General features: G+C 64.9%; 22 protein-coding genes. 9 read left to right on the forward strand and 13 right to left on the reverse strand.

The window, feature by feature from the left end:
• Nucleotides 1-12 precede the first annotated feature (12 nt).
• On the reverse strand, nt 13-858 hold the full coding sequence (locus XI08_RS04745) for a hypothetical protein (RefSeq protein ID WP_271573554.1): 846 nt from the start codon (nt 856-858) through the stop codon (nt 13-15).
• 63 nt (nt 859-921) lie between these two features.
• The gene (locus XI08_RS04750) at nt 922-1,419 is read right to left on the reverse strand and encodes a hypothetical protein (RefSeq protein ID WP_027544089.1); all 498 of its coding nucleotides are present in this window, start codon (nt 1,417-1,419) and stop codon (nt 922-924) included.
• A gap of 459 nt (nt 1,420-1,878) precedes the next feature.
• On the opposite strand from XI08_RS04750, the gene XI08_RS04755 reads away from it, so the two are divergent.
• The 4 genes from XI08_RS04755 (at nt 1,879) to hpnE (ending at nt 5,274) form a co-directional block, all read left to right on the forward strand.
• Nucleotides 1,879-2,112 (forward strand): hypothetical protein, encoded by a 234-nt coding sequence (locus XI08_RS04755; RefSeq protein ID WP_008144014.1) that lies wholly within the window; start codon nt 1,879-1,881, stop codon nt 2,110-2,112.
• A 192-nt stretch (nt 2,113-2,304) separates the two neighbouring features.
• Entirely contained in the window at nt 2,305-3,189 is an 885-nt protein-coding gene (hpnC, locus tag XI08_RS04760) for a squalene synthase HpnC (protein WP_271573555.1), read from the forward strand.
• Entirely contained in the window at nt 3,179-4,018 is an 840-nt protein-coding gene (hpnD, locus tag XI08_RS04765) for a presqualene diphosphate synthase HpnD (protein WP_027544091.1), read from the forward strand. Before hpnC ends, hpnD begins: the two co-directional genes overlap by 11 nt.
• Nucleotides 4,018-5,274 carry a hydroxysqualene dehydroxylase HpnE gene (gene hpnE, locus XI08_RS04770; protein ID WP_271573556.1) on the forward strand — a complete coding sequence of 419 codons (1,257 nt, stop codon included), beginning with the start codon at nt 4,018-4,020 and terminating at the stop codon, nt 5,272-5,274. Before hpnD ends, hpnE begins: the two co-directional genes overlap by 1 nt.
• A 26-nt stretch (nt 5,275-5,300) precedes the next feature.
• Here hpnE and XI08_RS04775 read toward each other — a convergent pair whose 3' ends face one another.
• Nucleotides 5,301-5,429 carry a hypothetical protein gene (locus XI08_RS04775; protein ID WP_271573617.1) on the reverse strand — a complete coding sequence of 43 codons (129 nt, stop codon included), beginning with the start codon at nt 5,427-5,429 and terminating at the stop codon, nt 5,301-5,303.
• Here XI08_RS04775 and shc point away from each other — a divergent pair.
• Both shc and XI08_RS04785 read left to right on the forward strand, forming a co-directional pair.
• Nucleotides 5,389-7,323, forward strand: coding sequence for a squalene--hopene cyclase (shc, locus tag XI08_RS04780; RefSeq protein ID WP_271573613.1), 1,935 nt, complete (start codon nt 5,389-5,391; stop codon nt 7,321-7,323). The two genes, XI08_RS04775 and shc, sit on opposite strands and share 41 nt — an antisense overlap.
• Nucleotides 7,320-8,069, forward strand: a complete 750-nt coding sequence (locus XI08_RS04785) for a phosphorylase (protein WP_027544094.1) — start codon at nt 7,320-7,322, stop codon at nt 8,067-8,069. Before shc ends, XI08_RS04785 begins: the two co-directional genes overlap by 4 nt.
• A 117-nt stretch (nt 8,070-8,186) precedes the next feature.
• Here XI08_RS04785 and pbfA read toward each other — a convergent pair whose 3' ends face one another.
• The 6 genes from pbfA to XI08_RS04815 form a co-directional block, all read right to left on the reverse strand.
• The gene (pbfA, locus tag XI08_RS04790; protein ID WP_271573557.1) at nt 8,187-9,515 is read right to left on the reverse strand and encodes a (R)-1-hydroxy-2-aminoethylphosphonate ammonia-lyase; all 1,329 of its coding nucleotides are present in this window, start codon (nt 9,513-9,515) and stop codon (nt 8,187-8,189) included.
• Complete coding sequence (phnX, locus tag XI08_RS04795) at nt 9,512-10,327, reverse strand: phosphonoacetaldehyde hydrolase (protein WP_271573558.1); 816 nt, start codon at nt 10,325-10,327, stop codon at nt 9,512-9,514. Before phnX ends, pbfA begins: the two co-directional genes overlap by 4 nt.
• Entirely contained in the window at nt 10,324-11,469 is a 1,146-nt protein-coding gene (locus XI08_RS04800; protein ID WP_271573614.1) for a TIGR03364 family FAD-dependent oxidoreductase, read from the reverse strand. The genes phnX and XI08_RS04800 overlap by 4 nt, the downstream gene beginning before the upstream one ends.
• A gap of 2 nt (nt 11,470-11,471) precedes the next feature.
• Nucleotides 11,472-13,190 carry a putative 2-aminoethylphosphonate ABC transporter permease subunit gene (locus tag XI08_RS04805; protein ID WP_271573559.1) on the reverse strand — a complete coding sequence of 573 codons (1,719 nt, stop codon included), beginning with the start codon at nt 13,188-13,190 and terminating at the stop codon, nt 11,472-11,474.
• A 15-nt stretch (nt 13,191-13,205) separates the two neighbouring features.
• Nucleotides 13,206-14,309 (reverse strand): putative 2-aminoethylphosphonate ABC transporter ATP-binding protein, encoded by a 1,104-nt coding sequence (locus XI08_RS04810; protein ID WP_271573560.1) that lies wholly within the window; start codon nt 14,307-14,309, stop codon nt 13,206-13,208.
• A 128-nt stretch (nt 14,310-14,437) separates the two neighbouring features.
• Nucleotides 14,438-15,475, reverse strand: a complete 1,038-nt coding sequence (locus tag XI08_RS04815) for a putative 2-aminoethylphosphonate ABC transporter substrate-binding protein (RefSeq protein ID WP_271573561.1) — start codon at nt 15,473-15,475, stop codon at nt 14,438-14,440.
• A 511-nt stretch (nt 15,476-15,986) separates the two neighbouring features.
• Between XI08_RS04815 and XI08_RS04820 the strand changes: the two genes are divergently transcribed.
• Nucleotides 15,987-16,130, forward strand: a complete 144-nt coding sequence (locus tag XI08_RS04820; RefSeq protein ID WP_271573562.1) for a hypothetical protein — start codon at nt 15,987-15,989, stop codon at nt 16,128-16,130.
• 58 nt (nt 16,131-16,188) lie between these two features.
• Here the strand turns inward: XI08_RS04820 and XI08_RS04825 are convergent, their stop codons facing one another.
• The 3 genes from XI08_RS04825 to ispH form a co-directional block, all read right to left on the reverse strand.
• Entirely contained in the window at nt 16,189-16,644 is a 456-nt protein-coding gene (locus XI08_RS04825) for a HAMP domain-containing protein (protein WP_271573563.1), read from the reverse strand.
• A 210-nt stretch (nt 16,645-16,854) separates the two neighbouring features.
• Entirely contained in the window at nt 16,855-18,015 is a 1,161-nt protein-coding gene (hpnH, locus tag XI08_RS04830) for an adenosyl-hopene transferase HpnH (RefSeq protein ID WP_027544102.1), read from the reverse strand.
• Nucleotides 18,016-18,050: 35 nt separating this feature from the next.
• Nucleotides 18,051-18,977 carry a 4-hydroxy-3-methylbut-2-enyl diphosphate reductase gene (ispH, locus tag XI08_RS04835; protein WP_271573564.1) on the reverse strand — a complete coding sequence of 309 codons (927 nt, stop codon included), beginning with the start codon at nt 18,975-18,977 and terminating at the stop codon, nt 18,051-18,053.
• A 461-nt stretch (nt 18,978-19,438) separates the two neighbouring features.
• Here ispH and XI08_RS04840 point away from each other — a divergent pair, with 461 nt between their 5' ends.
• A complete protein-coding gene (locus XI08_RS04840) occupies nt 19,439-22,027 on the forward strand; it encodes an MMPL family transporter (RefSeq protein WP_271573565.1) in 2,589 nt (862 codons plus the stop codon).
• Here XI08_RS04840 and XI08_RS04845 read toward each other — a convergent pair.
• Complete coding sequence (locus tag XI08_RS04845; RefSeq protein WP_271573566.1) at nt 21,995-22,690, reverse strand: DUF2147 domain-containing protein; 696 nt, start codon at nt 22,688-22,690, stop codon at nt 21,995-21,997. The genes XI08_RS04840 and XI08_RS04845 overlap by 33 nt on opposite strands.
• 141 nt (nt 22,691-22,831) lie before the next feature.
• Here XI08_RS04845 and hpnO point away from each other — a divergent pair, with 141 nt between their 5' ends.
• Nucleotides 22,832-24,223, forward strand: a complete 1,392-nt coding sequence (gene hpnO, locus XI08_RS04850; RefSeq protein ID WP_271573567.1) for an aminobacteriohopanetriol synthase HpnO — start codon at nt 22,832-22,834, stop codon at nt 24,221-24,223.
• Nucleotides 24,224-24,254 lie beyond the last annotated feature (31 nt).

The following is a 24,254-nucleotide window of genomic DNA, read 5'->3' on the forward strand; positions in this document are numbered from 1 at the left end:
GCCACGCCACGCTCACGCTTCGACGCGAATGATCCCGTACGGATTGAACTTGAAGTCGTCCTCGGCGTAGTCCTGCTCCCGCGTTAGCGTGAGCTTGCGGTCGCGGAGCGTCGCTTCGATACCGCGCTCGGCCATCGCGTTGGCGAGCTCCTCCATCAGCATGACCGCGGCCCATTCGTTGCCGCGCGATTTCGCAACATAGATCTCCGGCAGGCCGACGAGGTGATAGCCGACGGTTTCGTTGTAGCGATCACCGCCGAGTGGGCGCTTGGCGAAAGCAAGACGACATGCTTTGGCTACAGCGACAGTCACGGCAAGACCCTGACCGGTGCTCGCGCCCTTGCGCGCCTGACCGGCCAGTTGCCGCCATCGATCGAGGCCGTGGGCAACGCCTGCGCTTTCGCCCTTCACGGCGGTGGCACCGGCCTCGATCATCTCCTCGACGATGCGCAAGGCCGCCGCCGAATAGGCGACGGCCTTCTGCTGCTCCATCGGCGGGCTCAGCACATAGAGCACTGATTTGTGGTTGGCCACGGCGGCTTCGTCGGTGGCGGACCAGGCTTTCGGGAAGACGCGGTCCCAGCACACGCCAAACGAGCGCTCCATCTGCGGATCGGGTCGGGCCTGCGAATAGGTGCGATCGATCTCGAAGCCGAAATCCGCGATCGTCCTGGCCACGGCCTCCGGCGGGTGCAGCAGGCTTTCGTCCTTGCCGAGGAAGCAGAGCACGTGACGCGGTTTGACCGACGAAGGCTGCATGCCCGCCCCTCGCTGGATTGACGGTTGATCATTGGCCCATGCGCGACTGGTTGCGAACAGTCCGGCGGCCTTGAGCAGGTTTCTGCGTATGTGGTCCATGTCAGCAAAAAGCCCCCGGCTCGCGAGAACCGGGGGCGTGTTCCTCTCGGCGCAGGACGGGCGTCAGCCCTTCGTCATCGTGATGTTGACGCCGCGGATCTCGCCCTTGGAGCTGATCTGCACCGTCTGCTTGGTGCCGTTGGTGCGCAGCGACAGGTTGGCGGCGAAGCCGTTGGCCTCGACGAACACCTCGATCTGGCCGCCGCCGGCGGTGCCCTGGAGATTGCCGAAGATGTTGCGGCTGGCCTCGCTCCAGTTGCCGGAAATGCGGTCGCCCTGGCTCGTCACGTCGCTGGTGAGGTCGAACTTGTAGCTGTCGGACGCGCAGTGCAGCGCCTGCTTCAGGTTGAGACCGCTGCCGGCGACCTTGTAGTCCGCCTTGCAGCGGATGCGCTCGGTGGAGCCGTCGGACAGCGACACCGTGCCGGTTCCGGTCCACGCGCCGTCGAAACCGGCAAACGGTCCGGACGACTGTGCGTGGCTTGCCGAAACCGAGAAGAGCAGCGCCGCCCCAATGCCGGCCGCCTTGATTGCCAGTCCAGATCGCCCGAAGAATTTCATCACAAATATCCCGTTTTGGAACGACGTCCGCTCAAGATCAGAACGTCTCGCCACATCGAAGGTTTAGTGTTCCGAGCCTGTGTCAGGTTCAAAGCCTGGCCGCCAGGGACGGTGGTTCACGAAGTCCCTGCGCCATGCCCGGCGGCCGCGATTTCCCGTGTTTCGGCGTGTTTCTGGCCGAAACGGAGGGGCAGAGAGATGCAGCTCTGCAACAGGCGTGCAGTAAAATGCGGGCTACCTGAATTATGACGTAGTATCAACCTCTTACATCTGCCAATGAAGGTGCAGGGAAGACCTGATTTGGAGGTGTGGCGCCAATTTGGCCGCATTTTCCAGTGCTTGTGCCTTCTCCGAGGCCGCATGTTCCGCGGCGACTAGCCATCAGAACAATCCGTTCCGGTCGTCCGCCCTGTGCTGTCCGGGATCGGTGCGATTCTGCCGTCAGAATGAAGGAATACAATGCGTAAGCTTCTCGTCGCTCTCACCCTGCTGTCGGCATCCCTTTCCACGGCGGCATTTGCCCAGGCGGGGCGCGGCACGGACAGCGAGCAGAAGGCCTGCACGCGCGATGTGCAGAAGTTCTGCCGTCCGGTCATCGACCAGGGCGATTTCACCATCCTGGCCTGCCTGAAGGAGAACCGGGCCAAGATCTCGCAGGCCTGCGACCAGGTCCTGAAGAACCACAACCAGTAAGCTCGGCCATTGGCCCACAAGAGCGGCCCCCGGGGCCGCTTTTTCGGGGCCGATCCGCGAAGGGCAGCCATCGCGAGACAGGATTGGTTTTGCGGCCGTATTCCCCTATATGGGGGCCGCGGCGGCATCGCCGGCATGAGCCCGCGCGAGCGAAAAGCCCTTCCTGTCCAAACGATTGTAAACCAGCCCTCGATGACCTCTGCGAGCGAATTGCGATCCGGCAAGGGTGACCGCGACGAGAATTTTCCCGTCGCGTCCTGGATCATTCATCCGCGTCATCGCGCGCTGATCCTGGCGTATTACAATTTCGTCCGCACCGCCGACGACATCGCCGACCACGCGACGCTGCCACCCGACCAGAAGCTCGCCTATCTCGACCTGCTCGAGGCGGAACTGCTCGGCAAGGGCGACACCCAGGCCGAGGCTGTCAGCCTGCGGCGCGCGCTGGCCGAGCGCGGCATGGCGCCGCGCCATGCGCTCGACGTGCTCATCGCCTTCCGCATGGACGTGACCAAGCTGCGCTACGAGAACTGGGACGAGGTGATCCACTATTGCCGCTACTCGGCGATGCCGGTCGGCCGTTTCATGCTCGACGTCCATGGCGAGAGCACCTCGACCTGGGCCGCATCGGACGCGCTTTGCGCAGCGCTCCAGATCAACAATCACCTCCAGGATTGCGGCAAGGATTTTCGCGAGCTCAATCGCGTCTACCTGCCGCGCGATGCGCTGGCCGCGAGCGGCGCCTCCGTCGAGCAGCTCGGCCTTGCCCAGTCGCCGCCGGCGATGCTGGCCTGCCTGCAGGGGCTCGCCGTGCGCAACGAAGCGCTGCTCGACGAGGGCAGGTCGCTGAGCGCGGAGATCCGGGATTTCCGCCTCGGCGTCGACGTCTCGGTGATCCAGGCCTATGCCGACCGCATCGTGCGCCTGCTCAAGGTGCGCGACCCCCTGCGCGAGCGCGTGCATCTCAACAAGTTCGAGCTCCTCACCTTCAGCCTCGCCGGCATGATCGGCGAAGTCGGCCGCCGCGCGATCGGTCGCAAGGCCATTTCCAGACCGGGGACTGCACATGACGCTTGAGGCGACCTCGCCCGGCGCCAGTTATGGCTCGACCGCATCCGGCAGCTCGTTCTACGCCGCGATGCGCATCCTGCCGCATGACCAGCGCGAAGCGATGTTCCAGATCTACAGCTTCTGCCGGCAGGTCGACGACATCGCCGATTCCGACGGTCCGCGCGAGGAGCGGCTCGCCGCGCTTCAGGCGTGGCGCAACGACATCGACGCGCTCTATCAGGGCAATCCGCCGCCGCGGCTGAAGGACTACGTCGCCTCGGTGAAGACCTTCGGGCTCAAGCGCGAGGATTTCCTGGCCATCGTCGACGGCATGGAGATGGACGTGCCGCAGGACATCCGCGCGCCCGACATGGCGACGCTCGATCTGTATTGCGATCGGGTCGCCAGCGCGGTGGGGCGGCTGTCGGTGCGGGTGTTCGGCATGCCGGAAGAGGACGGCATCCTGCTCGCCCATCATCTCGGCCGCGCGCTCCAGCTCACCAACATCCTGCGTGACATCGACGAGGACGCGGGCCTCGGCCGGCTCTATCTGCCGCGCGAAGCGCTGCTGCATGCCGGCATCACCTCCGACGATCCGAACCGCGTCATCGCCGAGCGGGCGCTGCCGAAGGTCTGCCTGCCGCTGACGCAGCGTGCGAAGGTGCATTTCGAGAAGTCGGACGAGATCATGAACCGCAACAAGCGCCGCGCCGTGCGTGCGCCGCGGATCATGTCGAAATACTATCATTCCATTCTGGACCTCCTGATCGCGCGCGGTTTCAACGCGCCGCGCGAGCCGGTGCGTGTGTCGAAGGTCACACGCATCCTGATCCTGCTCCGTTACGCTTTCATCTGATGCAAAACACAGCTCATATCATCGGCGCTGGAATTTCCGGCCTCTCCGCCGCCGTGCGGCTCGCCAATGCCGGCTTCAAGGTCGCCGTGCACGAGGCGACGCACCAGGCCGGCGGCCGCTGCCGTTCCTATTTCGACGGCGCCACCAACCTCACCATCGACAACGGCAATCATCTGCTGCTGTCGGGCAACAGCCATGCGCGCGCCTATGCGCGCGCGATCGGATCCGAGGCGGGCCTGGTCGGCCCTGACAGCGCGCAGTTTCCCTTCGTCGACATCAAGACCGGGCAGCGCTGGCAGATCGATCTCGGCGCCGGCCGGCTGCCGACCTGGGTGCTCGACGAGAGCCGCCGCGTTCCTGACACGGGCCTCACCGACTATCTCAAGCTGGCGCCGCTGATCTGGGCGTCTGAGGCGACGCTGGTCGGCAAGTCCATTCCTACCGAAGGCGTGCTCTATCAGCGCCTGGTGCAGCCGCTGCTGCTCGCCGCCCTCAACGTCGATCCGCCCGAGGGTTCGGCCGGGCTCGCCGGCGCGATCGTGCGCGAGACGCTGCTCGCCGGCGGACAGGCCTGCCGTCCCCTGATCGCGCGCGACGGCCTCAGCGCCGTGCTGATCGAACCCGCCGTGAAGTTCCTGCAGGAGCATGGCCACTCGGTTCAACTCGGCCATGAGCTGCGCTCGTTCGTGACCAGTGACGGCAGGGCCGGTGCGCTGAATTTCGGCGGCGAGGACGTGATCAAGCTTGCCGACGGCGATGTCGTCGTGATGGCGGTGCCGCCGCGTTCCGCCTCGAGCCTGCTGCCGGGCCTGAAGACGCCGACCGAATTCCGCGCCATCGTGAATGCGCATTTCCGAATTGAGCCGCCGCCGGGCTCGCCGCCGATCCTGGGCGTGATCGGCGGCGTTGTGGAATGGCTGTTCGCGTTCCCGAACCGGCTCTCGGTGACCATCAGCAATGGCGACCGTCTCGTCGACATGCCGCGCGAGGAACTCGCGCAGGCGATCTGGAACGACGTCTGCGAGGCAGGCGGCGTCTCCGGCGAGCTGCCTCCCTGGCAGATCGTGCGCGAGCGGCGCGCCACCTTTGCCGCCACGCCGGCGCAGAATGCCCTGCGTCCGGGGCCGGTCACCGCGCTGAAAAACCTGTTCCTCGCCGGTGACTGGACTGCTACGGGATTGCCTGCAACCATCGAGGGATCGGTCCGGTCCGGTGATCGCGCCGCCGATCTGGTGCTGGCCGCGCAGCGGCGCTGACGGGAATTTGTCCCGGTCAATTCAAATCAACTATCGGAGTAATCGAGCCAGATGGATTCCGTGAACGCGACCGCCCGCGAAGCCCAGGAATCGAAGATCTCGGAATCGAGGATCTTGGAATCGAAGATCCTGGAATCGAGCATTGCGTCAGCCACGCAAGGCGTCCTCGGCTTGCAGCAATCCGACGGCCATTGGGTGTTCGAGCTCGAGGCCGACTGCACGATTCCGGCCGAATACATTCTCTTGCGCCATTATCTCGCCGAGCCGGTCGACACCGTGCTCGAAGCCAAGATCGGCAACTATCTCCGCCGCGTGCAGGGCGCCCATGGCGGCTGGCCGCTGGTTCACGACGGCGAGTTCGACATGAGCGCCAGCGTGAAGGCGTACTTCGCGCTGAAGATGATCGGGGATTCCATCGACGCGCCGCACATGGTGCGCGCGCGCGAGGCGATCCACGCCCGCGGCGGCGCCATTCACAGCAACGTCTTCACGCGCTTCATGCTCGCGATGTTCGGTGTCGTGACCTGGCGCGCGGTGCCGGTGCTGCCGATCGAGATCGTGCTGCTGCCGTTCTGGTCGCCGTTCCACATCAACAAGATCTCCTACTGGGCGCGCACCACCATGGTGCCGCTGATGGTCATCGCCGCGCTCAAGCCGCGCGCGAGGAATCCGAAGGGCGTCGGCATCGACGAGCTGTTTCTCCAGGATCCGCGCTCGATCGGCATGACCGCGAAGGCGCCGCACCAGAGCATGGCCTGGTTCCTGCTGTTTCGTTCGCTCGATGCGATCTTGCGCGTCATCGAGCCGCTGTTTCCGAAGAGCCTGCGCAAGCGCGCCATCGATACCGCGCTCGCCTTCACCGAGGAGCGGCTCAACGGCGAGGACGGCATGGGCGCGATCTATCCGCCCATGGCCAACATCGTCATGATGTACGACGCGCTCGGCAAGGACGAGAGCTTTCCGCCGCGCGCGGTGACGCGCCGGGGCATCGACAAGCTGCTCGTGATTGGCGACGACGAGGCGTACTGCCAGCCCTGCGTCTCGCCGGTGTGGGATACGACGCTGACCGCCCACGCACTGCTGGAGGCCGGCGGCGACAAGGCCGTGCCTGCGGCCAAACAGGGCCTCGACTGGCTGATCCCGAAGCAGGAGCTCGCCGTGAAGGGCGACTGGGCGGTGAAGCGGCCCGACGTGCGCCCGGGCGGCTGGGCCTTCCAGTACAACAACGCCTATTACCCTGATCTCGACGACACCGCGGTGGTGGTGATGTCGATGGACCGGATGCGCCGGGAGCACGGCGTCACCGGTTATGACGCGGCGATCGATCGCGGCCGGGAGTGGATCGAGGGCATGCAGAGCGACGACGGCGGCTGGGCCGCCTTCGACGTCAACAATCTCGAATATTACCTGAACAACATCCCGTTCTCGGACCACGGCGCGCTGCTCGATCCGCCGACCGAGGACGTCACCGCGCGCTGCATCTCGATGCTGGCCCAGCTCGGCGAGACCGCTAAGACCAGCAAGCATGTGGCCGATGGCGTTGCCTACCTCCGGAAGACCCAGCACCCGGAAGGGTCCTGGTACGGCCGCTGGGGCATGAACTTTGTCTATGGAACCTGGTCCGTGCTCTGCGCCCTGAACATGGCCGGTGTCAGCCACGACGACCCGATGATCCGGAAGGCCGCCGCCTGGCTGGCCTCGATCCAGAACAAGGACGGCGGCTGGGGCGAGGACGCCGTCAGCTACCGCCTGGACTACAAGGGCTGGGAACCCGCTCCCTCGACCGCCTCGCAAACGGCATGGGCCTTGCTTGCCCTGATGGCGGCAGGCGAGGTTGATCACCCGGCCGTCGCCCGCGGGGTGGAGTACCTGATTGCAACACAGAACGAAAAAGGACTGTGGGATGAGCAGCGGTACACCGCCACAGGCTTTCCCCGTGTATTCTATCTACGGTATCATGGTTACCCAAAGTTCTTCCCGCTGTGGGCGCTGGCGCGGTATCGGAACTTGCGGAACACCAACAGCAGGGTGGTAGGGGTCGGAATGTGACTTTGGGGACGGGGGACTATCTTACCGCGGGCAATGCCATTGATCCGCGGCCAATACTCATTGTGACCGGTCTGGTTCAGGAGGCCCGCATCGCGGCCGGGCCCGGAATGGCGGTCATCTGCTCGTCCAGCAGCCCGACCCAGTTGCGGGCGCTTCTGACCGTGGTGGACCCTGAAACGATTCGCGGCGTGATCTCGTTCGGCGTGGCCGGCGGGCTCGACCCGACGCTGCGCTCCGGCGACGTCGTGCTGGCGACCGAGGTGCTGTCAGGCGATACCCGCTGGGCCGCCGGGCTGTCGCTCGGCGACGACCTGATCGACCGCCTGACGTCCGGGCGCCGCCGCGTGGTGCGCGGCAGCCTTGCCGGTGCCGAGGAAGTGGTCACCGGGCGGTCCTGCAAGGCGGCGCTGCACTCGGAGACCGGCGCCTCCGCCGTCGACATGGAGAGCCACATCGCGGCCGCCTACGCCGCCGAGGCCGGGCTGCCCTTTGCCGCGGTCCGCGTCATCAGCGATCCCGCCCATCGCGCGCTGCCGGCGCTCGCCCGCGCCGCCATCAAGCCGAACGGCCAGATCGATCTGGCCGCCGTGCTGCGCGGCATCGTGCGCAACCCGACGACGCTGCATGCGCTGGTCTCGACCGGCATCGACTTCAACCGCGCGCTACGCTCCTTGCGCGGCTGCCGCGACTATCTGATCGGCACGGAGCTCGTCGACAGCGAGGCCCTGGTCTCCAAGGCGGCCTGAGCGGCGTCTTCGATCCAATCAAGAAAAGGCCCGGTCGCGCGACCGGGCCTTTTTCGTTTTGATGTTCGTAGCCCGGATGGGGGCGTGGCGTCGCGAAGCGTGCGCATTGCGATCTGCTCACAAGGCTGACATCGCCTCTTCGAGGATATCGAGCGCCCGGTCGAGTTCATCGCGCGAAATCGTCAGCGGCGGGCATAGCGTGACCACGTTGCCGCCGCCGAGCTTGAAGCTCAGGCCTGCCTCCAGGCAGCGATACAAAAGGCGCTCCGCGAGCGCGTTGGCTTCGGCCTCGTCGCGGCGGCCGATCTCGACGCCGAGATAGAGACCTGCGCCGCGCACCTCGAAGATCAGGGGGTACCGGTCTGCCATCGATCGCAGCCGTTCGAGGGCGTGCGCGCCGAGGACGCGCGCTGCCGCAAGCAGCCCTTCCTCCGCGATCACATCGAGCGTGGCAAGGGCTGCAGCGCAGCCGACCGGGCTCTTCTCGTGGGTGTAGTGGCCGAGCGCTCCCTCGGGCACCACGTCGAGATCGGCCCGCGCCACGATGGCCGCCATCGGCATGATGCCGCCGCCCAGTCCCTTGCCCAGCACGAGAATGTCGGGCGCAGTTTCGGCCTGCTCGCAGACGAACATGGTCCCGGTGCGGCCGAGGCAGCTCGGCACCTCGTCGAAGATCAGGAGCGCCCCGTGCCGATCGCAGCTCGCGCGCACGCGGGGCCAGAAGCCGGGCGGCGGCAATTCGACCGTGGTCCACCGCATCGGTTCGGCGATCACGGCCGCGACGTCGCCCTGCACCTCGAGGACATAATCGATGTAGTCGGCGAGGCGCTCATGCGCGCGGCCGTCCTGTCCGAAGAAGCGCGCGGCCAGTCCCGGCGGCGGCACATGCTCCGTGCCCGGCAGCAGCGGGCCGGCGCCGCGCCGAAACAGCGCTTCGCCGCCGACCGAGACCGCGTCGAGATTGGCGCCGTGGAAAGCATCCCACATGGACAGCGTCTTGTGTCGCCCCGTTGCGTAGCGGGCGAGTTTCAGTGCCATGCCGATTGCGGCTGACCCGCTGGGTGCCAGCAGCACCTTCTCCAGGGGCGCCGGCGCGAGTTCGGCGAGGCGCCGAGCGAGGTCGATGGCGGACTTGTTGGTGTAGCGGCGCGGGCAGAAGGGCAGGGTATCGAGTTGCGACTTGATGGCCGCCACCACGCGAGGATGACCGTAGCCGACCTGATGCACACTGTTGCCGTGGAAATCAAGGATGCGCCGCCCTTGGAGATCGACGATGTGGCTGCCTTCGGCGGCGGTGGCCACGTTCAGGCACGGCGTTGACAGCGACTGTCGCAGGAACCAGCGCTCGTCCTCGTCGAGCCATTTTTTCGTTTCCGCGTCGAGGTGGCGTTCCGCAAACGAACGCCGCGCCGCCGACAGATTGACGTCGCCCTCGGCGGCACTCATGGCCGCTCTCCGCGGGCCAGCCGGCCCTCGATCGCCGCGATCACGGGGATGATATCGGCGACTCCGTCGATGACGTAGTGGGCGCCCGCGGCCTCCAGCCGGCCGGCCGCTGCCGCGCGCCGCTCGGCGAAGGCTTTCGGCGGCAACGCCGCCGTGTCGGCGAGCGACAACCCGAACACGTTGCCGGTGACGGCAACGCCGACGGTCCAGCAGCCGCCGTTGCGACCTTCCTTGATACCGACCTCGGTGTCGTCGACCTTGACGCAGCTACAGGCCGGCCAGACGGCGAGCTCCAGAAAGGCCTTGTAGAGCATGAAGGGCGTGGGTCGGCCGTCGGGCGTGTCCCCGGTGCAAACGATGCTGTCAGGCGCGTAGCCTTGCGCGGCCGCGACCGGAATGACCTCGGCCATGATCTCGCGCGTGTAGCCCGTGCTCGAGCCGATCTTCAGGCCGCGGCGCCGCAGGCCGGCGACAGCTTCGGCCACGCCCGGGATCACGTCGGCATAGCGGGCGGCGACCTCGACATTCATCGGCACGAACACGGCGTAGAGCGCATCGATGTCGGCTTCGGTAGGCTCGCGCCCATGCTTGTCGCGCCATGCGGCGGCGATCCGGGGCAAGCGCAGGAGGGCGGCGATGTGCGGGCGCTTGGCCATGCCCATCGGCCCGCGCGCCTCGTCGACCGTGATCGTCACTCCGAAGCGCGCGAATGCCTCCACGAACACGCCCATCGGCGCCAGCGAGCCGTGGTCCACCGTCGTGCCGGCCCAGTCGAACACGACGGCCCGGACGTGCTGGAATTTATCGGTCATGTCGTTCGGCTCCCGGACGTCAATTCGTCAATCACTTCCTCGGCGATCGCAAACGAGGTGCTGGCGCCAGTGCCGCTGGTGATCATGACGAGGCGCACGTTGTCCTGTGGACGATCGACCAGCATCAGCCGGTCGGACGCCGAGGCGTAGGTGCCGATCCAGCGCTCGCGGATGACAGGCGTTGGCCAGACCATAACCTGCCGGAATTCGTCCATGATCAACTCGTCCACCGTTTCAGGACCGAACGGGTCCGGCGTCGCGTCGTAGTGATGGGAATCGCCGACGACGAGCGAGCCATCCTCGCTCTGCACGGCGATCAGATGCACACCGTTGGCCAGATGCTGGCCCTGCTCGGATTCGAGTCGCTGCTTCAGTGCGGCGGTCTCCGGCAGTTCGGCGTAGCCGAGATAACGCACGAGGCCGAGGTCCGACATCACGGCCGCGTTGAAGCGCGGCATCGCGCTCGCCGATGCGACCCGCAGCATGTGCAGCTTGCATCGGACGAGGCCGTAGCTCGCCAGGCGTTCCGGATAGAGGCTCAGGAAATCGTCGCCGGGGCAGACCACGCAGAGCCGGGCCCTGACCGGCCCTCGCGTGGTGTCGATGACCGGCGGTGCGACCTCCTTGGCCAGCGTCTGATAGAGGAAGGTGACCCCGTGCACCTCGGCGAGCCACCGCGCCAGGGCCGGCACAGCGATGCGCGACTCCACCCGCAAATCGTGCGGGCTCGCCAGCACGGCTTGCAGATCGTCGGTCCGCAGCATCGGGAAACGACGGCCCGCCTCAGCCGGGCTCAGAAGCTCGCAACCCTCGCCCATCTCGGTGGTGCGGAACGCCTCGAGCACGGCCACGGCTTCCGGTCGTCGCACCGCGACCGCCAGTCCGGCATGCTCGATCCTGATGCCCGCGGCCGGGGCCACTTCGGCCCAGACCTGCCGCGACCGCATCGCCCGCTGCCAGCACTGGCCGCGCTGCTGCCCGGTGACGGTGACGAAGCCGAAATTGCGGATCGAGGCGCCGTTCGCCCTCGCATCGCGCTCGATGACCACGACCCGCAAGCCCCGGCGCACGCCCGCGAGCGCATGGGCGAGGCCGCAGATGCCGCCCCCGATCACCGCCAGATCGAATTCGCCTGTCGACATGCTCACCGCTTTCTCCACAATTGCGCGCGCGCAAGATACCCCCGTGTAAGCACCATGTAGATAGCGCGCGTCACGGCTGAGGTGGCGAAGATGACGATCGCCATGGCGGCCGCAGGCGCCACGTCGCCCGCATCATCCATGTTGAGCACGGCGATCGCCGCCAGCGTCGTATGCGGCGCGTAGATGAAGACCACCGCGGAGACTGTCGTCATCGCGTTCACGAACAGATACATGGCGATATCCAGCACGGCCGGCAGGCAGACCGGCAAGGTCACTCGCATGAAGGTACGCCAGAACGGCACCCTGAGCGATGCCGAAACGGTCTCGAATTCCTGGTCGATCTGCTTGAGCGCCGTCACCGCGGTCAGGTGCGAGACGGAGTAGAAATGCGAGATGGTGCAGATGACGAGGATGGCCATGGTGCCGTAGATGAAGTTCAGCGGATTGGCCGGGTTGTTGAAGAAGAAGATGTAGCCGAGGCCGAGCACCAGTCCGGGAACGGCCAAGGGAAGCAGCGCGAGAAACTGCACGAAACCGCGAATGGTGCGAAAGCGCGGGGTCTTCTCGACGAGATAGGCGCCGGCAAAGATCACCGCAGTCCCGAACAGCGCGGTGAGGCCGGCCATGACGAGCGAGTTGAAATAGCTGCGCCAGCCGCCGCCATCCATCATGTCGAAGTCAAAGTTCTTGAAGCTGGGTGTCAGATTGTAGGGCCAGAACGTCGCGATCGAGGCGAAGAAGGACACGCCGAGAAAGACCAGGATCGCGAACGCGATCAGCGAGCAGATCGCCAGCATCGCGCGATCGATCGTGGCGTCGGGCCTGGGCGCATACGGTACGGCGCGCGCGGAGAGCAGCGCCAACTGGCGTCGCTGCATGAGCTGATCGACGACGAAGGCCACCCCGGCGGGCAACAGCAGGATCAAGCCGACCACCGCGCCCATCTGGAAATTCTGCTGCCCGACGACCTGTTTGTAGATGTCGGTCGCGAGCACGTTGAACTTGCCCCCGATGACCTTCGGCACGCCGAAATCGGTGATCACCAGGGTAAAGACGACGAAGACCGCGCTGATCAGGCCATAACGTGCTCCGGGAATGGTCACGGTCCAGAAGGTGCGGCGCGGGCTTGCCCGCAGCGCTTCCGCCGCCTCATACAGACGCACGTCCGAAATCGCCAGCGCCGTGGTGATGATGATGAGCGCGTGCGGGAAGGTCCAGAACACCTCGCCCATCACGATGCCGATCGGACCGTAGATCGACGCGCCGAACAGCATCCATTTGACGAGGCCCTGGTTGCCGAACAGATAGACGAGGCTGATCGCTGGCAGCAGCGAGGGTGCAAGAATCGGGATCTGCGCGATGATGCGGAACAGTCCCCGTCCTGGCATGCAGGTGCGAGTGAGTCCGTAGGCGTAGACGAAGGCGAGCAGAACGCAGATGACCGTGCTCAGCAGCGAGACCCAGACCGAGTGCCAGATCGAATTGGCCAACGCCGGGTTGGCGAAATAGGCCTGGAAATTGGCCAAGCCGACGAAGCTGCCATCAGCCGCCTGGAAGCTCTTGGACAGCAGCGCCCAGAGCGGCAGCAACACGGTGACGATCAACCAGAGGCCGAGCGCCACGACCGCGCCGCGCATGATCCAGTCGTCGTGCCCCAGCTTCTGCCGCAGGGGCGCCACTGCGGCGGTGCGGTCCGGCAGAATCAGCGTCTCGGTCGCCATCGCTGGTTTCCCGTGTCAGGCAGTCGCAGAGCGCGGCTGGGCAAATACGCGTAACCGCTTCGGCGGCAGCGCGACCTCGATGGTCGCGCCCGAGGAAATGCCGAGGTCGCGCACGGCGTTGATCGAAAAGTCGGCCGAGAAGTTCAGTCCCGTGCCGCTCGCATGCAGGGTCGTCGCGAAATGATTGCCGATGAATTCCATGACGCCGACCTGGACCGACAGGCGATTGTCCGAATGCTCGCCGATGTCGCGCACCGCCACGTCCTCCGGCCGAAGGCAGACCGTGACGGCCGCGCCCTCGCCGAGCGGCACCTCCTCGCTGAAGTCGAGCACGGCACCCCTGACAATCGCGCGCTTGCTGGTGACGAGGCGTCCCTCCAGAAAGTTCATCTTGCCGACGAAGTCGGCGACGAAAGCGGTCGCGGGTCGGCCGTAGATCTCGTCGGGCGTGCCCACCTGCTCGATCCTGCCATTGCTCATCACCACGATCCGGTCGGACATGGTGAGAGCCTCCTCCTGGTCGTGGGTCACCATGATCGTGGTCAGCTTGAGACGTTGCTGCAGGTCGCGGATCTCGCCGCGCAGACGCGCCCGGACGCGCGCGTCGAGAGCGGATAGCGGTTCGTCCAGCAGTAGAAGGCCGGGCGATAGCGCCAGCGCCCGGGCGAGCGCGACACGCTGCTGCTGCCCTCCTGAGAGCTGGGCCGGATATTTGCCGGCTTGCTCGGGCAGGCCGACAAGTTCGAGAAGCTCCTTGACCCGTCTGTCGATCTCGATGCGAGGCGTGCCGGCCGACACCAGGCCGTAGGCCACATTGTCCTTGATCGTCAGGTTCGGGAACAACGCATAGGACTGGAACACGATGCCGAAGTCGCGCTTGGCGACCGGCAACGTCGAGATGTCCCGCCCGCCTTGATGGATCGACCCGGCGGTCTGCACGTCCAGTCCGGAGATGGCGCGCAACAGCGTGGTCTTGCCGCAGCCGGATGGCCCGAGGAACGAGACGAACTCCCCGGGCATGATGTCGAGGTCGATAGTGTCGAGCGCGGTGAACGCACCGAACTTTTTCGAGAGGTTGCGGATGCGGAGATAGGGCACCGTCGTCGGCGTGCTGTCCATTGTACTGTCCCGCATTGACCGGCGGCGCCCATGCACCGCCGGCTTGGTCGCTCCTGGGATCCCCGGCAGGATCCCCGGTTCAAGTCCCTCAGTTCAGGTTCTTCAGTTCAGTTCTTCAGTTCAGTTTTTCAGTTCTTGGGCTCGGACTTGCCGTCGTAGCGCTTGCTCCACTCTGCCAGGATCTTGTCGCGATTCTCCGCGGCCCAGGCAAAGTCGTTCTTGATCAGCATCTTGTTGATGTCACCCTGGATGAACTCCATGGAGCTTGCGATGCCGGGCAACGCGACGATGGCGAAGTTCTCGGCGTAGAGCTTGTTGGCCTCCGCTGTCGCGGCCCAGTCGGCAAGCTTCTTCGCCGCCTCGGACTCCTTGGTGGTCTTCAAGATCCCGATAGCTTCCATATCCCAGCCGAGGCCTTCCTTGGGCAGGACAATGCTGATGGGCGCTCCACCCTTCTTGGTCTTGTTGGCGCGATATTCGAACGAGAGGCCTATCGTGTACTCGCCGGCGGCGGCCTGTCGGCACGGCTTCGAGCCGGAATGCGTATAGGCCGCGATGTTCTTGTGAAGCTCGTCCATGTACTTCCAGCCCTCGTCCCAGCCGAACATCTGGAGCCAGGCGGAGACCATCAGAAAACCGGTCCCCGAGGAGGCCGGGTTCGGCATGGCGATTTGTCCCTGATAGACCGGCTTGGTCAGATCGGCCCAGGAGGCGGGCTCAGGCAGGTTCTTCTTGCCGGATTCCACGGTGTTGACGCAAAAGGCCGATGCCCAGACGTCCATGCCCACCCACTCCGGCGAGGCAGCGGGATCGCGCATCTTGGCGTCGACCTTGTCGAGACCCGCCGGCGCGTAAGGCATCAGCATGCCTTCCTTCTGCAGCAGCATCAGCGAAGTTGCGGCAAGACCCATGACCACATCGGCCTTGGGGTTTGCCTTTTCCGCGAGGAGCTTCGCGGTGATGATGCCGGTGGAGTCGCGGACCCAGAGGATGTTGATGCCCGGATTGGCCTTCTCGAACGCGGCCTTGTAGGGCTTGATCTGGTCGGCCTCCAGCGCCGTGTAAACGGTGAGGTCCGCCGCGCGAGCTGCAGTGCTGAGGCAGAACATAGCGGCGGTGATCGACACAACAGCGCATCGCAGACCGCTTTTCGTGCACAGGTTCATGTCGGGCTCCATCGATGTTGGCCACGGGCTGGCACCGTCCGGGCAGGGAACCGATATTGTTAGATGACATTTCCGTCACGTACATGTCGGATTTTGTGCACGGCGCGCCTCGATCGCGGTGTTTCTGCACATCTTGAGTGCAATGTTGCCAATGCAAGCGTCTGCTCCGAGCCTTCTTCAGCGTCTCCGCTTGGCGTGAGCAATGATGCGCGTTTGCCGCTGATTGTGTTGCGGTCGTCGTGGCTTAGCCGAATGGACATTGCTCCGTCTCCCGGTGGAGCCTGGCAGCACGAGCAAAGAACCGTCAGTTTCCGACGGGTTGCAAATTGAAGGCGATCAAGCGTGCTGGACGATTTCGCTGATGTTTGACGAACCAAACATGGAATGAGGATCGCGCGTCCATTGGATTTCGGAAAGCGGGGAGTTCGCGCGTCGCGTATGGCGACCGGCCGGTCGCGCTTTCCGAAAGGGCCAGGATGGCATAGTGCCACTGTTTTGTCCGGCGCGTCAAATGTTGTTCGTGAAATACGAAATTCATGCGAGCCTTGAATCGCGCCCGGCCGACGGCGTGTCTGGCTGCGAAAACGAACCCGGGCCGCAGATGCCGCGTTGCTTGCCGTTTGCCGCTGATTTGCTTGACGCGGCAATGGCTTGACGGCACGGGCCCCTGTGCCGGCCAGCAGCCGCGGTTCTACTGTGCATGGGGTTGTTTTTCATTTGTTTGCAGAAGGGGCCCGAGGCGGCCAAGCGTCCTTTGCGAGTGCCGACATGCTCTGGGCCGTCGAGTCGAGCTCCGTCGCCGCCGCTCCGAAGCTCGCCAGCGCGTCGGACGACCGTGCGTCGAAGTCGGACACCAGGGCATCGATCATGCCGACCCTGCGGGTCTTTTCCGCTTCGTCCGCCTTTTGAACCGCGGCCAGCCTGTCGGCTTCGACGAGACCGCTCTTGAAAATCTGGACGGTGCGCGCCATCGCGCCGATCTCGTCGCGCCGGTCCGCATCCGGAATCGTGACGTGCAAATCGTTGCCGCTTAACTGCGCCATCACGCCGGTCAACCGCCGGATCGGCGATGCCGTGGTCAGGACCGTAACCATGCCGGCGGCGAGCGCGATGCAGGTCGCGACGACCAGGGCGACAATGACGCCGAGGCGCGCCCGACCATGGTCCACGTGACCCGTGCTGCCGGCGAATCCGGCACTGCTTCCGCTCAGGTGTTGCAGGCGGCGTCAGATCTCTCGGTTCGGTCCAAAGCCCTACAGTCGCAAGTCGCAACCTTTTTGGCAGCGATCAAGACCGCCTGATTGCACTTGAACTAAACAAACGAAAAGGCCCGATCGCGATGGCGACCGGGCCTTTCTCGTTTCTGGACGCTTGCGCGCTTACGCGGCCGTCGAAGCCTTCCGCGCGGCCTTCTGCTCGGCGGCGGCGGCCTCGTCCTTGCGGATCTCCGACAGCTTCTTCTGGACCTGCTCCGAGAAGATGTATTGCGCCGGACGCTGCTTGCTCATGTCGATCTCGGGCGCCATCGGGCCCGTGGTCTTGACGCCGCGCAGCGACACCCACATCGCCTTCAGCGGATTGTTGAAGGCTGCGGTCGCCGCGGTCGGCTCGTAGCCGCAATGGGCCATACAGTCGGCGCACTTCTCGTACTTGCCGGTGCCGTAGGTCTCCCAGTCGGTGGTGTCCATCAGCTCCTTGAAGGTCTTGGCGTAGCCTTCACCGAGCAGATAGCAGGGCTTCTGCCAGCCGAAGATGTTGCGCGCGGGCATGCCCCACGGCGTGCACTCGTATTCCTGGTTGCCGGCGAGGAAGTCGAGGAACAGGCCGGAATGCATGAAGTTCCACTTCTTGCCCTTGCCCATCGCGAAGACGTCGCGGAACAGCTTTTTGGTCTTGGTGCGGTTGAGGAAGTGCTCCTGGTCCGGCGCGCGCTCATAGGCGTAGCCCGGCGACATCGAGACGCCGACACCGAGCTCGACGGTGAGGTCGAGGAATTTGGCGATCTCTTCGGCCGGATGGCCGTCGAAGATGGTGGCGTTGACGTTGACGGTGAAGCCGCGCGCCTTCGCCGCCTTGATCGCGGAGACGGCGCGGTCGAACACGCCCTTCTGCGACACGGCCTTGTCGTGATGGTCCTTCAGGCCGTCGAGATGCACCGAGAAGAACAGGTACGGCGAGGGCTCGAACAGATCGAGCTTCTTCTCGAGCAGCAGCGCGTTGGTGCAGAGCGAGACGAACTTCTTGCGCGCGACAAGGCCGCGCACGATCTCGCCGATCTCCTTGTGGATCAGCGGCTCGCCGCCGGGAATGGCCACCATCGGCGCGCCGCACTCGTCGGCGGCGTCCCAGCACTCCTGCGCCGTCATGCGACGGTTGAGGATCGCGTCGGGATAGTCGATCTTGCCGCAGCCGACGCAGGCGAGGTTGCAGCGAAACAGCGGCTCCAGCATCAGCACGAGCGGATAGCGCTTGCGGCCAAGCAGTTTCTGCTTGAGCAAATAACCGCCGATACGCATTTCCTTGAAGAAGGGGATAGCCATTACACGTTTCTTTCTGGGCTTGAAATTCGGGTGGGTCAGCTCGCAGCCAGTTCGGCCGGAAGCCGGAATTCGATGTTCTCCTCGCGGCCCGGCAGCACCGAGACCTTGACTGGTCCGATCCGCCGCATCGCCTCGATCACGTCATCCACGAGTACCTCAGGCGCCGAAGCGCCGGCCGTGACGCCGACGGTCTTGGCATCTTTCAACCACTCCGGATTGAGCGCGCTGCCGTCGGCAATCAAATAACTCGCGACGCCGGCCTCAGTGCCGATTTCGCGGAGCCGGTTCGAGTTCGAGCTGTTGGCAGCGCCCACCACCAAGATCACGTCGACCAGCTTGCTCAAGTCCCTTACCGCAGATTGGCGGTTCTGTGTCGCATAGCAGATATCCCGGATATCCGGGCCTTGAATATCTGTAAAGCGGGCCTGAAGGGCCGAAATGATGTCCCGGGTGTCGTCGACCGACAGGGTGGTCTGGGTGATGTAGGCCACTGGCGTATCTGCCGGCAGGACAAGGGCCTTAACCTCTTCAACGCATTGAACAAGCAGCACCGGCCCCGGAACCTGGCCCATCGTGCCCTCGACCTCGGGGTGGCCGGCATGGCCGATCAGGATCAGCGTGCGGCCCTTGGTGATATAGCGCTTCCCCTGATTGTGAACTTTCGTGACCAGGGGGCAGGTGGCGTTGAGTACCGGAAGGTCGCGCGCGGCGGCCTCTTCCTCGACGCTGCGGGCGACGCCATGGGCGCTGAAAACGGTCACCGCCTTCGGCGGAACCTCGGACAGCTCCTCGACGAAGATGGCGCCTTTGTTCTTCAGGCTCTCGACCACGTATTTGTTGTGCACGATCTCGTGGCGCACGTAGACGGGCGGGCCGTACTTCTCCAGGGCCCGTTCCACGATCTCGATCGCACGCACCACGCCCGCGCAGAAACCGCGCGGCTGCGCTAGATAAACTTCCATAGGACGCCCATCACGCAAGTTGCACCAATCCGCTTCAAAGTTCCCCGGGGGCACCGTACTGACCAATGAGTTGCAATATCCGCACCATTGGTTTCGCGCACGCGGTAGCCACCCACCCCCGTCGGGGCTCCGGCGCATGGAGGCGCAATACTTTGTGTCAAAAAATCGGCAGAAAGGAAAGGTCGGATGGGCCTATTGTTCCCCGCCGACCCAATCGAGGGGTAATATAGTACAGAAAGTGCCGTGAGCAAGATGGCGACATTTGTGCTCACCCCTTCGTCACTTTCCCGCCTCAACTCCCCGGCTATACCGACCGTCCCGCATGATTTTGCCATGGTCTGCGCCGTTTACCTCGAACCTTCCGGCGGCGAGAACCACTCAAAACAGCAATAGGTTTCGCCCGGGAACTCCGATAAAGAGCGGGCGTTTCCGGCAAGCTGTTAACAGCAGAAAGAAAAGAAGTGCTGCAAAGCGTCGTCGTTGCCATCGTCAGGGCCTGCACCCGGTTTGCCTCCCTCGTCGTCGTTCTCGGGCTCCTGCTTTCGGTGGGGGCCGGCTATTACACGTCCCGGCACTTCGCCATCAACACCGACATCAATTCGCTGATTGCCCAGAATCTGGACTGGCGCCAGCGCGACCAGCAGTTCGACCGCGCCTTCGACCGCGACGCGACGATCACGGCAGTGGTCGAGGCCAGGACGCCGGAGATGGCGACCGCGGCGTCGGACGCGCTCTTTGCCAAGCTGAAGGACGACAAGACCAATTTCCAGTCGATGCAGCAGCTCGGCACCGGTGAGTTCTTCGAGAGGAACGGCCTGCTGTTCCTGCCGACCGAAGAGGTCGCCAAGGCCACCGGCCAGTTCGAAGCTGCGGCGCCCCTGATCGAGATCATGGCAGGCGATCCCTCGATCCGCGGCCTGACCGGCGCGCTGGAGACGGGACTTGCCGGCGTCAAGCGCGGCCAGGTCAAGCTCGACAACACCGCGCGGCCGTTCAACCTGATCGCGCAGACGGTCGAGACCGTGCTCAACAAGGGCAATGCGAGCTTCTCGTGGCGCGAACTCGTCAGCGACGAGCCGCTGTCGGCTTCCGACAAGCGCGCCTTCATCGAGTTCAAGCCGATCCTCGACTACAACGCGCTGGAGCCCGGCAAGGGCGCCACCGACGCGATCCGCAAGGCCGCGGTGGAGCTCGATTTCGCGACCAAATACCAGGCGCGAGTGCGACTGACCGGCCCGGTGCCGATCGCCAATGAGGAATATGCCACCGTCCAGGAAGGCGCCGTCGTCAACGGCGTCGGCACCGTCCTCGTCGTGCTGCTGATCCTGTGGCTGGCGCTGCATTCGGCGAAGATCATCTTTGCGGTGTTCATCAATCTCTTCGTCGGGCTCGCGATCACGACCGCCGCCGGCCTGATGATGGTCGGCTCGCTCAATTTGCTGTCGATCGCGTTCGCGGTGCTGTTCGTCGGCCTCGGCGTCGATTTCGGCATCCAGTACAGCGTCCGCTACCGTTCCGAGCGCTACAAGCACAACGATCTTTCGGGGGCGCTGGTGCTGGCCGCGAAACGATCGGCCGTGCCGCTGTCGCTGGCGGCAATGGCGACCGCGGCGGGCTTCCTCTGCTTCATGCCGACCGACTACAAGGGCATCTCCGAGCTCGGCCAGATCGCCGGCGTCGGCATGCTGGTGGCGTTTCTCTCCAGCATCACGATTCTGCCGGCGTTGCTCAAGCTGCTGAACCCGCCCGGCGAGAAGGAGCCGGTCGGCTACGCGTTCCTGGCGCCGCTCGATCACTTCCTGGAGAAGCACCGTGTGCTGGTCGTGGGCGGCACGCTGCTGCTCGCGCTCGCCGGCCTGCCGCTGCTCTACTTCCTGAAATTCGACTTCAATCCGATGAACCTGCGCAACCCGAGGGCCGAATCGATCGCGACCTTCCTCGACCTGCGCAAGGATCCGAACACCGGCGCCAACGCCATCAACGTGATGACGACGTCCGAGGAGCAGGCGAGGCAGGTCGAGGCGAAGCTGGAGAAGGTGCCGGAGGTGCTGCGCGTGATGTCGCTCGACAGCTTCGTGCCGCAAGACCAGCAGCCGAAGCTGAAGCTGATCGCACAGGGCGCCAAGGTGCTGAACCCCGCGCTCAATCCCGACCAGATCGATGCCGCGCCGACGGACAAGGAGAACGTCGATGCGCTGAAGTCCTCGGTCGACAATCTGCGCCGGACCGCCGGTGATGCGAAGGGGCAGGGCGCGGTCGCCTCGCGCCGCCTTGCGGACGCGCTCGATAAGCTCGCCAATGCCGACGAGGCCACGCGGAACAGGGCGCAGGACGTGTTCGTCACGCCGATGAAGATCGTGTTCGACCAGCTCAGGAACGCGCTGCAGGCCGAGCCGGTCACCCTGAAGTCGCTGCCGCCCGATCTCGTCAGCGCCTGGAAGAGCAAGGATGGCATCATCCGCGTCGAGGCGCTGCCCAAGGGCGATCCCAACGACAACGACACGCTGCGCAGATTTGCGGCGGCGGTGCTCGTCGCCGAGCCGACCGCGATTGGCGGGCCGGTCTCGATCCTGAAATCCGGCGACACCGTGGTGAAGGCGTTCATCCATGCCGGCATCTACGCGCTGCTGGTGATCGGCCTTCTGCTGTGGATCACGCTCCGCCGGTTCGTGGACGTGCTGATGACGCTGGTGCCGCTCCTGGTTGCAGGTGCCGTGACGCTCGAGATCTGCGTGCTGATCGGCCTGCCGCTCAACTTCGCCAACATCGTCGCGTTCCCGCTGCTGCTCGGCGTCGGCGTCGCCTTCAAGATCTATTATGTCGTGGCCTGGCGCTCGGGCAGAACAAACCTGCTTCAGACCAGCCTGACACGCGCGATCTTTTTCAGCGCGCTGACGACGGCGACCGCGTTCGGCAGCTTGTGGCTGTCGAGCCATCCCGGCACGTCCAGCATGGGCAAGCTGCTGGCGCTCTCGCTGGTGACGACGCTCGCCGCCGTGCTGCTGTTCCAGCCGGCCCTAATGGGCAAACCCCGCAATCTCAGGGAGTAGGCAGATGTCGCCGACGGTGTCGGCGGCGCCCTTCTGACCGGGCTTGGCCGTGGTGGCGGTCTTCGGGGCCGCGGCAGGCGCAGGCGCTGTGGCGCCGGTCGTGCCTTGGGACGTACCTTGGGGCGCTGCGGCTTGTGCCGTGCCTTGTGGTGCCGTGCCTTGTGATGCCCCTTGGGCTTTCGGCGCAGCGCCGGTGGGCTTCGGCGCGCCCTTGGCCATGGCGTTGGCGGGGCTCAGGGGGATCGGCGGGCTAACCCGGGTCCAGGTCTCGCCACCGCAGAGGAAGCCCATCACGCAGCCCTTGATCTCGAGCTGGTCGGTCCCGGCCGGCGTGATGGTGGCGCTGTAGAGCTGGCCGTCCTTAGCGTTGTAGACCTGTCCTTCCCACTGATCGACGCCGGGCTTCTTCTTCATGTCGATCAGGGTCGCCATGGCCAGCGTCGGCCTGTTCTTTTTCGAGACATCCGGATTGTTCTCGTCGCGGCCGCCGGGCTGCTTTTCCCAGGAAACCGCGCCCCACATGCTGCCATTGCATTGGGCAACACGAATGTTGGCGACGCCGTCGGCGACCCGCCAGTCGCCGGTGGGATCGGCGGCGAGAGCAGGAGTCAGGCAGGTGTAACCGCTAGCCAGTATAATTCCGGTGTAAAGGGCCAAACGCATGAGTGTTCCTTGGCAGTGCAACATGGTTTAAAGCTGTGCTTGCGAAGATGGTCCGAAAAAGGGCAAAAGGCCGCACAGACCGTTTTGAGTAACGGTCCGTTTTCAGTTGACGAGACGGCCCTCAACCGAAGTATGTAGCGGATGCACAGCCCAAATCCAGACATGTCTCAACTGTTCGCGGACCGTCAGGCCCAGCGCAGTGCCCTGCATAATCGGTATCTGAACGAGCAGTTCGTTCGGGTTCTCAAGACCATCGGCTACGATGTCGGCTTCCAGAAGGGGCAGGGGCAGTACCTCTACGACCGCGACGGGGCGCGCTATCTCGACCTGTTGTCCGGCTTTGGCGTGTTTGCGATCGGGCGCAATCATCCGGTCATGCGCGATGCGCTCAAGAGCGTGCTCGATGCCGACCTGCCCAACCTCGTCCAGTTCGACGTCTCGACGCTCGCCGGCGTGCTCGCCGAGCGCCTGCTGAAATACGTTCCCTATCTCGACAAGGTGTTCTTCGCTAATTCCGGGGCGGAATGCGTCGAGGCCGCGATCAAGTTCGCGCGAGGGGCCACCGGCCGCCCCGGCATCGTCTATTGCGCCCACGGCTATCACGGCCTGACCTATGGCGCGCTGTCGCTGACGGGGGATTCGAACTTCCGCGCCGGTTTCGAGCCGCTGCTGCCCGGCTGCACGCCGGTCCCCTTCAACGATCTCGCCGCGCTCGAAAAGGCGCTGGCCTCGCGCGAGGTTGCGGCCTTCGTCGTCGAGCCGATCCAGGGCAAGGGCGTCAACATGCCCACGGACGAGTTCCTGCCCGGCGCGGCCGCGCTCTGCAAGAAATACGGCACGCTGTTCGTCGCCGACGAGATCCAGACCGGCATGGGCCGCACCGGCCGCTTCCTCGCGGTCGAGCACTGGAACGTCGAGCCGGACATGGTGCTGCTGTCGAAGTCGCTGTCGGGCGGCCACGTGCCGGTCGGCGCGGTACTGACGCGCAAGGCCATCTTCGACAAGATCTTCAACCAGATGGACCGTGCGGTGGTGCACGGCTCCACCTTCTCCAAGAACGACCTGGCGATGGCCGCGGGCATCGCCACGCTCGATGTCATGGAGTCCGAGAAGCTGATCGAGTCCGCCGCCAAGCGCGGCGCCGAGCTGCGCCTTGCGCTGACGCGCATGGTGCCCGGCTACGAGCTGATGAAGGAAGTGCGCGGCAAGGGCCTGATGATCGGCGTGGAGTTCGGCCCGCCGAAGTCGCTGCGCCTGCGGGCGTCCTGGAACGTGCTGGAAGCCGCCAACAAGGGCCTGTTCTGCCAGCTCATCACCGTGCCGCTGTTCAAGGACCACAAGATCCTGACGCAAGTGGCCGGCCACGGCAGCCACACCATCAAGCTACTGCCGCCGCTCACCATCACCGAGGAAGACTGCGGTTGGATCGAGCGCGCCTTCGACGACGTCATCGCAGGCAGTCACAAGGTCCCCGGCGCGATCTGGTCGCTCGGCAAGACGCTGGTGGACAACGCGGTGCGGCGGTCGGCGTAAGCCGATCTATCTCAGCAATCGTCATTGCGAG

Source organism: Bradyrhizobium sp. CCBAU 11361 (assembly GCF_028128935.1).
GTDB classification, from domain to species: Bacteria; Pseudomonadota; Alphaproteobacteria; order Rhizobiales; family Xanthobacteraceae; genus Bradyrhizobium; species Bradyrhizobium niftali.